Origin of the sequence: Streptococcus infantis, assembly GCF_047464615.1 — a bacterium.
Lineage (GTDB): Bacteria > Bacillota > Bacilli > Lactobacillales > Streptococcaceae > Streptococcus > Streptococcus infantis_Y.
Genome location: NZ_JASHBO010000010.1, coordinates 35858 through 49500 on the forward strand (window position 1 = coordinate 35858; position 13643 = coordinate 49500).

A 13643-nucleotide genomic window follows, 5' to 3' on the forward strand; every position below is an offset into this window, starting at 1 on the left:
TAGTACGCTACGAATTCTAAAACATTTTTAGAAATTATGGTAAATTGAATCTAGAACAGTACGCTACAACTGCTAAAAAACTTCTAGAAATTAAGTTTGACTTTCCTAATCGATTTGTTCATACCTTATTTCAATCCACTATAGATTCACAAGTAAAACAGTACTTATATTCAACACAAAAAAGCGAGACTTAAGTCCCGCTTTTTATCTTATATCAAAAGATTCATCTTTAATCTTTTTTCTTGCTAAGTCCGTAAGCTGTGAGAGCTGACATAAGGCCAGTAGCAATTAACCATTCTGAACCTTGAGTTCCTGTTTCAGGTAGTTTTTTCTCTTTTGCTACAGGAGCTGGACCTTGAGGAAGAACTTTGTTTTCCTCAGCAGGAACAGTTGCTGGAGCTGGCTCGCTTGGGATTTCTAGTGTTGGTTTTTCTTCGGCGATAGCAGCTTGACCATGTTCATCACCAAGATGAGTGACAGGGTTGCCAACTTCGATCACTTGAGCGACTGGTTCTTGAGCGACAACACTAGTAACCAATGTTTTAACTTCAGTTCCATCGGTAGCCGTAGTTACAGAGTAGAAGTAGTTGCGACGACCGTTTACACCTTCAGTTACTAGACGAGTTTGTCCCTTAGGTAGCGAAGGAGTCTCGCGAGTAATGGTTGTAAACGGAATTTCTTCGTCCTCGATCACAACACGTGGTTTTGCATCTGCAACAGGAGCAACTCCTTCTTCATCTCCTACGTGAGTGACAGGCTTACCGACTTCTACGATTTGAGTGACAGGTTCTTGAGTCACTTGACTATCAAGGAGAGTTTCATGTGCTTCACCATTTTCAGTCACGACAGAAAGATAATTTGTACGTTCTCCTTTGACACCGACAGTGATGACTTTCTCTTGTCCTGCTGGGAGGTTAGGATTGTCTTTCTTAACGATTTCAAAAGGAATTTCTTCTGTCTCAACGAGAAGCTCTGGTCGGTTTTCAACAGCAGCAGGAGTTTTACTTTCATCAAGGCTTCCTGAGTGAGTTGCGGCTGGCTTAAGCCCTAGTCTAGCTGCTTTAAGATTAGCTACGAGGGCATCCAACTCAGCTTGTTTATTACGGTTAAGATTGTAGTTAAGAGCTTCTTTAGCAGCCTTGAGAGCGTCTAGGCTTTCTGTGCTGTATCCTTCTAAGTTTTCAGGGATTTGAGCAAGTTCTTCGCGTAGCGCTTTGTAGTCAGCACGGAAGTAGTCCTTGTTGTGGTCTGCAAAAGCAGTCATGAGTTCAAAGATTTCTTCTTCCTTGTATTCAGCGCTTGGTCTATCAGCCCAGATAGCTAACATACTACCAACAGTAGGTAGGTCAACTTCAGGATATTTAGTTGATGCTAGTTGGTTAAATGGAGTTTTTTCAGTATTTTCAATAGCTTTCTTGAGGAAGCCACCGCCATCTTCTGGTTTTTGACCGAGAATGTAGTACCAATCTCCATTCGTGTTAAGGAATTTATAACCTTTGCTTGCTAGATATTGAGGAGACGCAAGGTTGTAACCCCACCAGCCTTTAGACCAGTATGAGATGATAACGTCTTTATCAAACTCAACATCATCCTTGTCTTCGTAGTAGAAGCCATCGTTAAAGGCCATTGGTTGCAAGCCTTTTTCTTTAGCCATGGCAGCTAGGCTATTAGAGTATTCAGCAAATTTACCGTAGAGACCATACCACTTGAGATAGTACCAACCTTGAGCGTTAGTAGCATCGTTAGCATACTCATCTGTACCATAGTTAAAGATTTTAGTCTTACCAGCAAAGAAGTCCATGTACTTGCCGATAAGGGCTTTTGTAAAGTTCATCGCTTCTTCGTTTTCAAGGTCCATAGTTGTTTTTGAAACCTTGTCAAAGTTAGCTTGAGGGTTTGCGATGCCTAATTTTTCCATAGCGACCAGCATAGCATCCATGTGACCTGGGCTATTGATAGCTGGGATTAGTCCAATACCTTTGTCCTTAGCATACTGGATAAGTTCAGTGATTTCAGCTTGGTTCAAAGTAGTTCCATTAGGATCGTCGTAGTAAGATTTTGTTCCCTCAATGATGGCCTTTTTCACATCGTCGCTTGCATAGGTCTTGCCGTTTGCAGTGATAGTCATGTCATCCAGTAGGAAGCGAAGTCCATCATTTCCAAGGAGGAGATGGATGTCAGAGTAACCAAGTTCGCTAGCCTTGTCAACGATGCGTTTGAGTTGGTCTAGCGTGAAGTATTTACGTCCAGCATCGATAGAGATGACCTTGTTCTTAGCTAGTTTTTCAACTTCACGTTTAACATCTTCTTCTTTTTGAGCTTCTGGAGTGAAGGTCAAGTTGCTAACAGCTTCTTGGAGTTTTGCAATCGCTTGATCAATAGTATCTTGTTGAGCACGGCTGAGGTTGCTATCGAGAGAACGGATGGCTTTTTCAGCTTCTTTAACGGCTGCAATACTTTCTTCTGTGTAGCGAGTAAGGTCTGTTGGAACTTCTTTCAGAGCTTGTTCAGCAGACTCGTAATCAGCAGCAAAGTATTCAGCATTTGAGTTTGCGAATTGACGCATGAGTTTGAAGAGACGAGATGGAGAGTAGCGAGCAGATGGAGTATCAGCCCAAGCAGCTACCATACCACCGATAATAGGAACGTCAGCTCCTTCAGTTTTTGGTACAGAAGTAATCGGTGTGCTCTTAATACCGTTCAATCCTTGATCTAGGTTATACCACCCTTGTCCGTCAGCATTACGGCCGAGAACGTAGTACCATGCATCATTAGTGTTAAGGATTTCGTGTCCTTTTTCAGCTAGTAATTTAGAAGAAGCGACATCGTAACCGCCCCAGCCACCAGTCCACATAGAGACGATGATGTCCTTGTCAAAGGTACCAAAACTTGTATCGCTATTATAGTAGATACCGTCGTTGAAGACCATAGGTTTTAGACCGTGAGATTTGACGATACGAGCTAGGTCATTAGCATAGGCGATGAATTTGTCATAGCCCTTGTCTGGGAATCCATCTTCTGGATACCATTTATAGGCTTGAAGAACGCTCCATCCTTTAGCATCAGTAGCATCGTTAGCGTACTCATCCAAACCGATGTTGAAGATTTCAGATTTACCAGCAAAGTAGCTTGCATACTTGTCAATCAAAGCTTTTGTGAAGGCAACTGCTTTTTCATTGTCAAGGTCGACAGTACGTGCTGATTCTTTACCAAAATAGTTAAAGTTAGGCTTTTCAATACCTAGTTCTTTCATGGCATTGAGGATAGCATCCATGTGACCAGGACTGTTCACTGTTGGGATAAGGCCGATACCTTTATCCTTAGCATAGTTAATCAAGTCGGTCATTTGGCTTTCAGTTAGATGATTGCCGTTTGGATCGTTGTAGTAGGCATTTGTTCCGTTTTCAACAGCACGTTTGACATCATCGCTGGCATAAGTCTTGTCACCAACAGTTAGGGACATATCATCTAGCATAAAGCGCAAGCCGTCATTTCCGACTAGGAGATGAAGATCAGTATAGCCATAGTGTTTGGCTTTGTCGATGATTTCTTTCAGTTGTTCAGGAGAGAAGTATTTACGCCCTGCATCGATTGAAACGATTTTCTTTTTAGCCAGTTTTTCATTGACTTGAGCTGTTCTCTCTGTAGCGACTACAGGAGCTTCAACTTTAGCAACTTCTTTGTTTTCTACCTTTTCTGATTCTGGCTGCTTAGCTTCTTCAGTTACTTCTGGTTTTCTTGGAGTTTCTTCGGTTGTAACAGTTTTTTCTACGATAGGTGCAGGAGTAGCTTCAACTTTTGGTGCTTCAGTGTTTGTTACAGGTGTTGCAGGAGCTGCAGGAGCTACGGCTTCTGGTGTAGGACTAGTTTCAAGTTTTTCTTCGCTGGCCTGTGGAGACGATTCTCCTGCGGCTTGGATAGTAGGTTGATTCTCTGTTGTAGTAGGTACGACTCCATCAGCGGCAACAGCTTGCGCATGAAAGGCAAGGCCGATCAAGACAGAAGCGGCTCCGATTGCGTATTTACGAATAGAGAAACGCTGTTTATTTTCTGGTTTCATTAAATAACCTCCTAATTTATTGTTTTGGTAGCGTTTTCACAAACTGATTCCATTGTATTATCTGAATCTAGTAAAGTCAAGTATTTTAATAAAATACCTATAAAAAATATAAGAAGTTATTTAATTTGAACTGCTTTTCAATTTTTGCTCTGTTTTTAGTAAAATTTCTCCAAATTATAGTTTAAAGTCATTTGCTATTTCCTACTAAAAGCTGGCGTGCTATAATGAAAAACAGAAAAGCCTGAAACAATTGTCTCAGACTTTTTAATGTTTAGTGATCGCGATCACATGAGATAAATTTAATCTTATAGAAATCAGAACGTTTGTAAGTTTCAATGTATTCCAACACTTGGCCAGTTGACTCAAGTTTAGTTGTCTTGGTTTGGAGAACAGTTGGGAACTGAGCGTCGACTCCTAGGATAGAAGCAGCATGTTCTGGAGTTGGAAATACAATTTCATTGATTTCTTCAAAATGCTCGTCATTCATGTGAATGTGGTAGTCCAATTTGAAACGATTATAGATAGAACTATAGTATTCAAGATTTGGATAGTTTGCATTGATGTATTGTTCAGGGATATAAGATGTGTGGTAGATATAAGTAACACCGTTAGATTCACGGATACGTTCGATTTTGTAATAAAATTGATCGCCACGCAATCCCAATTTTTCTAAGTAGTTAAGATCGTTACCGCGTTCAATGGAAAGAACAGTGACTTTATCGTCCTTGGTTTCAAAAATTTCTACATCAGAAAATTCTACGAGTTTGTGCTTGCGAGCGCGAGCCACAAAGGTTCCCTTTCCTTGTTGGCGGACAATATAACCGTCTTTAGCAAGGTCGTTTAAGGCGCGAACAACAGTAATCGAACTTACGTCATACATTGCAATCAATTCTGCTTCAGTGTAGAACTTGTCGCCACTTGCAAATTGACCTGAAATGATTTTGTTTTTCAATTCATCTTTGATATATTGATACTTTGGAATTGCCATATTTTCACCTCATTTTTTCCTTCTCCATCTTCGATTTTACCATAAATGGTTTGGAAATGATAGTAAATAATGTAAAAAAATAAAATAATAGGCTAAGTGATTGACTTACAAATTATTTGAGGTTATAAACTTATATATTTATGCTATCTGGATCGAGAATATTTAAGAAAAAATTTTTTTACAAGAATTTTAGAAAACAATTCAGTAAAAAAAAGAAAAATTTTAAATAATTTTTGAAAAATCTATTGACAAGATGGATTCATTAGTTTATCATTTAATATAACAACAAATGAAAGCGCAAACGGAAAAGTATGGGGTGGTAAAATGACAAGGTTTAAAATTGAGGATGATTTTTACCTAGATGGGGAACCATTCAAAATTTTATCTGGTGCCATTCATTATTTTAGAATTCCTGAAGAAGACTGGTATCATTCATTGTACAATCTCAAGGCTTTAGGTTTTAACACTGTTGAAACCTATGTCGCTTGGAATTTACATGAACCAACTGAGGGAAACTTCAATTTTGAAGGCAATCTTGATATTGAAAAATTTCTTCAGACAGCTCAGGATTTAGGCTTGTATGCTATTGTACGACCATCTCCTTTCATCTGTGCAGAGTGGGAATTCGGTGGTTTACCAGCATGGCTTTTAAATAAAGACATGCGAATCCGTTCCTCTGATCCAGCCTTTATAGAAATGGTAGGACGCTACTATGATCATTTACTTCCACGTCTTGTTTCAAGATTGTTGGATAATGGTGGTAACATCCTCATGATGCAGGTTGAAAATGAGTACGGTTCATACGGTGAGGACAAAACCTACTTGCGTGAGATTCGCCGATTGATGGAAGAACGTTCAGTGACTTGTCCGCTCTTTACATCTGATGGTCCATGGCGAGCAACTCTGAAAGCTGGTACCTTGATTGAAGATGATCTCTTTGTGACAGGGAACTTTGGTTCAAAAGCAAACTTTAACTTCTCGCAAATGCAAGAATTCTTTGATGAGTATGGCAAGAAATGGCCACTCATGTGTATGGAATTCTGGGATGGATGGTTTAACCGATGGAAAGAACCAGTCATCACGCGTGAGCCAGAGGAGTTAGCAGAAGCCGTACATGAGGTACTAGAGCAAGGCTCTATCAACCTTTACATGTTCCACGGTGGAACCAACTTTGGATTTATGAATGGTTGTTCAGCTCGAGGAACTATTGATTTACCACAAGTAACATCTTATGATTATGACGCTCTCCTTAATGAAGCTGGGAATCCAACTGCTAAATACATGGCAGTTAAGAAAATGATGGCAACTTACTATCCTGAGTATCCACAATTAGAACCGCTTTACAAAGAGAGCATGGAAGTTGAAAACATTCCACTGGTCGAGAAAGTTTCTCTCTTTGAGACCTTGGATAGCCTAACAAGTCCAACTAAAAGTCTCTATCCTAAGAAAATGGAAGAGTTGGGACAAAGCTATGGCTACCTACTCTATCGTACAGAAGCTAGTTGGGATGCAGAAGAAGAACGCATCCGTATCATTGACGGTCGAGACAGAGCTCAGCTATTTGTAGATGGTAAATGGGTTGCAACTCAGTACCAGACAGAAATTGGTGAGGACATCTTCTATCAAGGAGAAAAGAAAGCGCTCTCTCGTTTTGATGTTCTGGTAGAAAATATGGGGCGTGTCAATTACGGGCATAAGTTCCTAGCAGATACACAACGAAAAGGGATTCGTACAGGTGTCTGTAAAGACCTACACTTCATGCTGAACTGGGCACACTATCCGCTTCCACTAGATAATCCTGAAAAGATTGATTTCTCAAAAGGATGGACAGAAGGACAACCTGCCTTTTATGCCTATGACTTTGAAGTTGAGGCTCCGAAGGACACCTACTTAGAACTATCTGAGTTTGGCAAAGGGATTGCCTATGTCAATGGCCATCATCTAGGTCGTTTCTGGAATGTTGGTCCAACCTTATCGCTTTATATTCCGCACAGCTATCTCAAGGAAGGTGCTAACCGCATCATTATCTTTGAAACTGAAGGGGAGTATAAAGATCACATACACTTAACTCGTAAACCTACACTAAAACATATAAAGGGGGAAAATTTATGACAATTGTAGGATGCCGTATTGATGGACGTTTGATCCACGGACAAGTAGCAAACCTTTGGTCTGCTAAACTGAATGTTTCACGTATCATGGTCGTTGACAATGAAGTTGTTAATAACGACGTTGAAAAGAGCGGATTGAAACTTGCAACACCACCAGGTGTAAAACTTAGTATTTTGCCAGTTGAAAAAGCTGCAGCCAATATCCTTGCTGGAAAATATGATAGCCAACGTTTGTTTATTGTTGCTCGTAAACCAGACCGCTTCCTTGGATTAGTGGAAGCAGGGGTACCGCTTGAAGCAGTCAATGTTGGTAATATGTCTCAAACACCAGAAACTCGTTCTATCACACGTTCAATCAACGTTGTAGATAAAGACGTAGAAGATTTCCACAAATTGGCGGAAAAAGGTGTTAAACTTACTGCTCAAATGGTTCCAAATGATCCAGTTTCAGACTTTTTGAGCTTATTAAAATAGGAAAAAATTTTTAGGAGGTCATTGTTATGATACAATGGTGGCAAATTTTACTTCTCACTCTGTACTCAGCTTATCAAATCTGTGATGAGTTGACGATCGTTTCTTCTGCAGGTTCCCCTGTATTCGCTGGTTTCATTACTGGTTTGATCATGGGAGATTTGACAACTGGTTTGTTTATCGGTGGTAGCTTGCAGTTGTTTGTCCTTGGGGTAGGTACCTTCGGTGGTGCTTCTCGTATCGACGCAACTTCTGGTGCGGTTCTTGCGACAGCTTTCTCAGTTTCACAAGGTATCGAAACAGATCTTGCGATCACTACAATCGCTGTACCAGTAGCGGCACTTTTGACTTACTTCGACGTACTTGGTCGTATGACTACTACATTCTTCGCACACCGTATTGATGCTGCGATCGAACGCTTTGACTATAAAGCAATCGAACGTAACTACCTTCTTGGTGCGCTTCCATGGGCTGCTTCTCGTGCCCTTCCAGTATTCTTCGCCCTTGCTTTTGGTGGAGAATTCGTACAAGCAGTTGTAAACCTTGTTAAAGAATTCCAATGGGTTGCAGACGGTTTGACTCTTGCAGGTCGTATGCTTCCAGGTCTTGGATTCGCTATCTTGCTTCGTTACCTTCCAGTTAAACGTAACCTTCACTACCTTGCTATGGGATTCGGTTTGACAGCTATGTTGACTGTTCTTTACTCATACGTAACAGGTCTTGGTGGAGCAGTTGCTGGTATCATTGGCACTCTTCCTGCTGACGTTGCTGAAAAAATTGGCTTTGCCAACAACTTCAAAGGATTATCTATGATCGGTATCTCTATCGTAGGTATCTTCCTTGCAGTTGTTCACTTCAAGAACAGCCAAAAAGTTGCTGTAGCAGCACCTTCTACACCATCAGAAAGTGGGGAAATTGAAGATGACGAATTCTAATTACAAATTAACAAAAGAAGATTTTAATCAAATTAACAAACGTAGCTTGTTCACTTTCCAATTGGGATGGAACTACGAACGTATGCAAGCATCAGGTTACCTTTACATGATCTTGCCACAATTGCGTAAAATGTATGGAGATGGAACTCCTGAGTTGAAAGAAATGATGAAAGTTCATACTCAATTCTTCAACACTTCACCATTCTTCCACACAATCATCGCTGGTTTTGACCTTGCCATGGAAGAAAAAGATGGGATTGTTTCAAAAGATGCGGTTAACGGTATCAAGACAGGTTTGATGGGACCATTCGCTCCTCTTGGAGATACTATCTTTGGTTCACTTGTACCTGCTATCATGGGATCTATCGCTGCAACAATGGCTATCGCTGGTCAACCTTGGGGTATCTTCCTTTGGATCGCAGTTGCAGTAGCGTATGACATCTTCCGTTGGAAACAGTTGGAATTTGCATACAAAGAAGGGGTTAACCTTATCAACAACATGCAAAGTACTTTGACAGCTTTGATTGAAGCTGCATCTGTACTTGGTGTGTTCATGATGGGTGCTCTTGTAGCAACAATGATCAACTTTGAAATTTCATACAAATTGCCAATCGGTGAAAAGATGATTGACTTCCAAGACATCTTGAACTCAATCTTCCCACGCTTGCTTCCAGCAATCTTCACTGCCTTTATCTTCTGGTTGCTTGGTAAGAAAGGTATGAACTCTACAAAAGCTATCGGTATCATTATCGTGCTTGCCTTGGCTCTTTCTGCCTTTGGTAAATTTGCACTTGGAATGGGCGCATAATTTATGACTAAATCATTAATTTTAGTGAGTCATGGACGTTTTTGTGAAGAACTTAAAGGTAGCACAGAAATGATTATGGGTCCACAAGAAAATATTCATGCAGTTGCTCTTCTTCCAGAAGATGGACCAGAAGATTTCACTGCGAAATTTGAAGCCGCTGTCGAAGGTTTGGATGATTTCCTAGTCTTTGCTGACCTCCTTGGTGGAACACCATGTAATGTGGTGAGCCGTCTGATTATGGAAGGTCGTGACATTGAACTTTATGCAGGAATGAATCTTCCAATGGTTATCGAGTTTATCAATGCGAGCCTAACCGGCGCTGATGCAGATTATAAGAGTCGTGCTTCAGAAAGCATTGTCAAAGTTAATGATTTATTGGCAAGCTTCGACGATGACGATGAAGATGAATAAGGTGTAATAACAGAAATACTGTTAGAACATATTTCATAGAATATAAATGGGAATGGGGCTTACTCCCATTCCCATATTTTAAATAAAAAACAATATAATAATAGATTAGAGGAACTCAATGCTAGATTATACAAAAGAAGAATTGCTTGAGTTGGGGGCAGAAATCACAACTCGCGAAATTTATCAACAACCAGACGTTTGGAAAGAAGCTTTTGAAGCTTATCAAGCACGACGTGATGAAATTGCAGCCTTCTTGCAAGGAATTGCTGACAAACATGACTACATCAAGGTTATCCTGACTGGTGCTGGAACTTCTGCTTATGTAGGTGATACTCTCGTTCCTTACTTCAAGGAAGTTTATGATGAACGTAAATGGAATTTTAATGCTATTGCGACAACTGATATCGTAGCAAACCCACAAACTTATTTGAAAAAAGATGTGGCGACTGTTTTGGTATCATTCGCGCGTAGCGGGAACTCACCTGAGAGTGTGGCAACAGTTGACTTGGCCAAGGCCTTGGTTGATGAACTTTATCAAGTGACTATTACTTGTGCGGCTGAAGGGAAATTGGCTCTTCAAGCGCATGGTGATGACCGCAATCTATTGTTGCTACAACCAGCTGCTTCTAACGATGCTGGCTTTGCGATGACTTCAAGCTTCACTTCAATGATGTTGACAGCCCTTTTAGTATTTGATCCAACAGAATTTGCTGTTAAAGCTGAACGTTTTGAAGTGCTATCTAGTTTAGCTCGTAAAGTCCTTGATAATGTAGCAGATGTCAAAGAGTTGGTTGATCTAGACTTTAATAGAGTGATTTATCTAGGTGCGGGTCCATTCTTCGGACTTGCTCACGAAGCGCAACTGAAGATTTTGGAATTGACTGCTGGTCAGGTTGCGACTATGTATGAAAGCCCAGTTGGCTTCCGTCACGGTCCAAAATCTCTGATCAACGAAGATACAGTTGTTTTTGTATTTGGTACGACAACAGATTATACTCGTAAGTACGACTTGGACTTGGTTCGTGAAGTTGCAGGAGACCAAATTGCTCGTCGTGTTGTTCTCTTGAGCGATCAAGCCTTCGGACTTGAAAATGTTAAGGAAGTAGCACTTGGATGCGGTGGGGTTCTGAATGACGTTTACCGTGTCTTCCCTTACATTGTTTATGGTCAATTATTTGCTCTCTTGACTTCACTTAAAGTTGGTAACAGACCAGATACACCATCACCTACAGGTACAGTTAACCGTGTTGTTCAAGGTGTTATTATTCACGAATTTGAAAAATAAGGAAGAATCTATGAGTAAATTAACATTAAGCCCAAATAAACGTGCATGTTTGGAAAAACTCTCTGATGAGAATGGTATCATCTCAGCTCTTGCCTTTGACCAACGTGGTGCTTTGAAACGCCTTATGGCTCAATACCAAACAGAAGAGCCAACAGTAGCTCAAATGGAAGAACTTAAAGTATTGGTAGCAGATGAATTGACTAAATACGCTTCATCTATGCTTCTTGACCCTGAGTACGGACTTCCAGCTACAAAAGCTCTTGATCAAAATGCAGGTCTTCTCCTTGCTTATGAAAAAACAGGATACGACACAACAAGCACAAAACGTTTGCCAGACTGCTTGGATGTTTGGTCTGCAAAACGTATCAAAGAACAAGGTGCAGATGCAGTTAAGTTCTTGCTTTACTATGACGTAGATAGCTCTGACGAACTCAACCAACAAAAACAAGCCTACATCGAACGTATCGGTTCTGAGTGTGTGGCAGAAGATATTCCATTCTTCCTTGAAATCTTGGCTTACGATGAAAAGATCGCTGATGCAGGTTCTGCAGAATACGCTAAAGTGAAACCACATAAAGTTATTGGTGCGATGAAGGTCTTCTCAGACCCACGTTTCAACATTGATGTCTTAAAAGTAGAAGTTCCAGTTAACGTGAAATACGTTGAAGGCTTTGGTGATGGAGAAATCGTTCATACACGTGAAGAAGCAGCAGCATTCTTCAAAGCGCAAGATGAAGCAACTAACCTTCCTTACATCTACTTGAGTGCAGGTGTATCCGCTAAGCTCTTCCAAGAAACTCTTGTCTTTGCCCACGAATCAGGCGCAAACTTCAACGGAGTTCTTTGTGGACGTGCAACATGGGCTGGATCAGTTGAAGCTTACATCAAAGATGGTGAAGCAGCAGCTCGCGAATGGCTTCGTACAACTGGATTTGAAAACATTGATGAACTCAATAAAGTACTTCAAACAACAGCTACTTCATGGACTGAACGTGTAGAAGCATAGGATAGAAATAGAAGGAATTACTTTTGTTAAGAAAATATTTATGGTTTCTTGACAAAGGTGTCTGTAAATCATACAATAAAACCATAGAACGTGAATGCGCTTTCTATGGTTTGTTTACTTAATTGAAATAGAAAAAGGAGAGAAGGATGAAAGCATACACAGAACGTGTATTTGGGAAAGTTGATGGCAAGGATGTCCTCGCTTACCGTTTTGAAACGGAGGCAGGTTACCAACTGGAAATTATGACCTATGGAGCAACAATTTTACGTTATGTAACTCCAGATAAGGCTGGCAATTTTGCCAATGTTATTCTAGGTTTTGACGATTTCGAAAGTTATGTGGGAAATAGCCCTAAACATGGAGCAAGTGTAGGTCCAGTTGCAGGTCGTATTGCAGGAGCAACATTTGAACTCAATGGGAAGACCTATGATCTTGAAGTCAACAATGCTAGCAACTGTAACCACAGTGGCTCAACTGGTTGGGATTCTAGCTTGTTTGAGCTAGTCGAAGTGAATGATAATGGTTTGACTCTTTACACAGAAAGAGCAGACGGGACAGGAGGTTTCCCTGGAAACCTTAAGATCTGGATTAGCTACAACTTGGAAGAAAGTGGTGCCTACGAAGTTAGTTACAAGGTAACGACAGACCAGGATACCTTGGTCAATCCAACCAACCATAGCTACTTTAACTTGTCAGGTGATTTCACCCAGACGATTGACCGTCATGTCTTCCAATTGAATACAGATGGGATTTATCCAATTGCTCCTGATGGTGTTCCAGCTAAAACCCCAGATGCTAATCGTGATGTGGTCAAACATATCTATAATGGTGCCTTGTTGAAAGATATCTTTGCAGAAGAAGATGAGCAAATCCAACTCGTATCTGGTTTGGACCATCCATTTGCTCTTCCTGCAGGACATGACAATGCTGGATTCCTCTATGACCAAGGTTCAGGTCGCTTCTTGCTCTTCAAGACAGAGGCTCCTTGCTTTGTGGTCTACACAGCAAACTTTGTGGATGAGAGTGTCATTATCGCTGGTCAGCCAATGATTCAGCACAATGGGATTGCTCTAGAAGCGCAAGCTTTACCAGATGCTATTCATAGTGACCTTAAAGACCAAGTCATTCTCAAAGCAGGTGAAACTTTCACCAGCAAAACTCGTTACGAACTTGTTGTGAAATAATGATTGTTTTCTGAGTAAACCTAGACTTTAACCGTTAGTTATTTACTAGCTGTTAGAATCTAGGTTTTTTGATTCTTGAAAAATAAGGAAATAATCTCAAGTTTAGAAGATAATTCTATATATCAAATATTTTTACTGAATAAAGAGGATTGACTTATATTGATAGTTGAATGCGTCAATAATATCTAATAGATATATTTATATGATAGCTCTTTTGCTAAAAATAAGGTATAATTAAAATGGAATAAATTTAGGCTTTTGACTAAAAAATACTAGATTTTTATAAAGATTTTTTGGAAAAAACTCTCTTGCTTGCGAGATGGAACACTTGGAGTTTTTGATAATACTAGTAAGGACCAAACAGGAGGAAGTCAGATTTTTTCT

General features: G+C 40.3%; 10 protein-coding genes. 8 read left to right on the forward strand and 2 right to left on the reverse strand.

Annotated features, from left to right (window positions below; all coding sequences use genetic code 11):
• Positions 1-229: 229 nt before the first annotated feature.
• Both strH and QM450_RS07010 read right to left on the reverse strand, forming a co-directional pair.
• Positions 230-4060: an LPXTG-anchored beta-N-acetylhexosaminidase StrH gene (gene strH / locus QM450_RS07005; RefSeq protein WP_414320108.1), complete on the reverse strand. Its 3831-nt coding sequence runs from the start codon at positions 4058-4060 to the stop codon at positions 230-232.
• A 271-nt stretch (positions 4061-4331) separates the two neighbouring features.
• Positions 4332-5048 carry a GntR family transcriptional regulator gene (locus QM450_RS07010; protein ID WP_414320109.1) on the reverse strand — a complete coding sequence of 239 codons (717 nt, stop codon included), beginning with the start codon at positions 5046-5048 and terminating at the stop codon, positions 4332-4334.
• Between the two features lie 324 nt (positions 5049-5372).
• Between QM450_RS07010 and QM450_RS07015 the strand changes: the two genes are divergently transcribed.
• The 8 genes from QM450_RS07015 to QM450_RS07050 all read left to right on the forward strand — a co-directional run bounded on the left by QM450_RS07015 (position 5373) and on the right by QM450_RS07050 (position 13259).
• Positions 5373-7160, forward strand: a complete 1788-nt coding sequence (locus QM450_RS07015; protein ID WP_414320110.1) for a glycoside hydrolase family 35 protein — start codon at positions 5373-5375, stop codon at positions 7158-7160.
• Positions 7157-7633 carry a PTS system mannose/fructose/N-acetylgalactosamine-transporter subunit IIB gene (locus QM450_RS07020; protein ID WP_000156977.1) on the forward strand — a complete coding sequence of 159 codons (477 nt, stop codon included), beginning with the start codon at positions 7157-7159 and terminating at the stop codon, positions 7631-7633. The genes QM450_RS07015 and QM450_RS07020 overlap by 4 nt, the downstream gene beginning before the upstream one ends.
• 26 nt (positions 7634-7659) lie before the next feature.
• The gene (locus QM450_RS07025) at positions 7660-8565 is read left to right on the forward strand and encodes a PTS mannose/fructose/sorbose/N-acetylgalactosamine transporter subunit IIC (RefSeq protein WP_075232293.1); all 906 of its coding nucleotides are present in this window, start codon (positions 7660-7662) and stop codon (positions 8563-8565) included.
• A complete protein-coding gene (locus QM450_RS07030; protein ID WP_061863725.1) occupies positions 8552-9373 on the forward strand; it encodes a PTS system mannose/fructose/sorbose family transporter subunit IID in 822 nt (273 codons plus the stop codon). Before QM450_RS07025 ends, QM450_RS07030 begins: the two co-directional genes overlap by 14 nt.
• Positions 9374-9376: 3 nt before the next feature.
• A complete protein-coding gene (locus QM450_RS07035; RefSeq protein WP_414320111.1) occupies positions 9377-9784 on the forward strand; it encodes a PTS sugar transporter subunit IIA in 408 nt (135 codons plus the stop codon).
• 118 nt (positions 9785-9902) lie between these two features.
• A complete protein-coding gene (locus QM450_RS07040; protein ID WP_414320112.1) occupies positions 9903-11069 on the forward strand; it encodes an SIS domain-containing protein in 1167 nt (388 codons plus the stop codon).
• A 10-nt stretch (positions 11070-11079) separates the two neighbouring features.
• Positions 11080-12075 carry a tagatose-bisphosphate aldolase gene (lacD, locus tag QM450_RS07045; RefSeq protein WP_414320113.1) on the forward strand — a complete coding sequence of 332 codons (996 nt, stop codon included), beginning with the start codon at positions 11080-11082 and terminating at the stop codon, positions 12073-12075.
• A 146-nt stretch (positions 12076-12221) separates the two neighbouring features.
• A complete protein-coding gene (locus tag QM450_RS07050; RefSeq protein ID WP_414320114.1) occupies positions 12222-13259 on the forward strand; it encodes an aldose epimerase family protein in 1038 nt (345 codons plus the stop codon).
• Positions 13260-13643 lie beyond the last annotated feature (384 nt).

Bases quoted from the DNA above. Each gene is read 5' to 3' on its own strand.
- QM450_RS07040 (WP_414320112.1), top strand. From the start codon at position 9,903: ATGCTAGATTATACAAAAGAAGAATTGCTTGAGTTGGGGGCAGAAATC.
- QM450_RS07030 (WP_061863725.1), top strand. From the start codon at position 8,552: ATGACGAATTCTAATTACAAATTAACAAAAGAAGATTTTAATCAAATT.
- strH (WP_414320108.1), bottom strand. From the start codon at position 4,060: ATGAAACCAGAAAATAAACAGCGTTTCTCTATTCGTAAATACGCAATC.
- QM450_RS07010 (WP_414320109.1), bottom strand. From the start codon at position 5,048: ATGGCAATTCCAAAGTATCAATATATCAAAGATGAATTGAAAAACAAA.
- QM450_RS07035 (WP_414320111.1), top strand. From the start codon at position 9,377: ATGACTAAATCATTAATTTTAGTGAGTCATGGACGTTTTTGTGAAGAA.
- lacD (WP_414320113.1), top strand. From the start codon at position 11,080: ATGAGTAAATTAACATTAAGCCCAAATAAACGTGCATGTTTGGAAAAA.
- QM450_RS07020 (WP_000156977.1), top strand. From the start codon at position 7,157: ATGACAATTGTAGGATGCCGTATTGATGGACGTTTGATCCACGGACAA.
- QM450_RS07050 (WP_414320114.1), top strand. From the start codon at position 12,222: ATGAAAGCATACACAGAACGTGTATTTGGGAAAGTTGATGGCAAGGAT.
- QM450_RS07015 (WP_414320110.1), top strand. From the start codon at position 5,373: ATGACAAGGTTTAAAATTGAGGATGATTTTTACCTAGATGGGGAACCA.
- QM450_RS07025 (WP_075232293.1), top strand. From the start codon at position 7,660: ATGATACAATGGTGGCAAATTTTACTTCTCACTCTGTACTCAGCTTAT.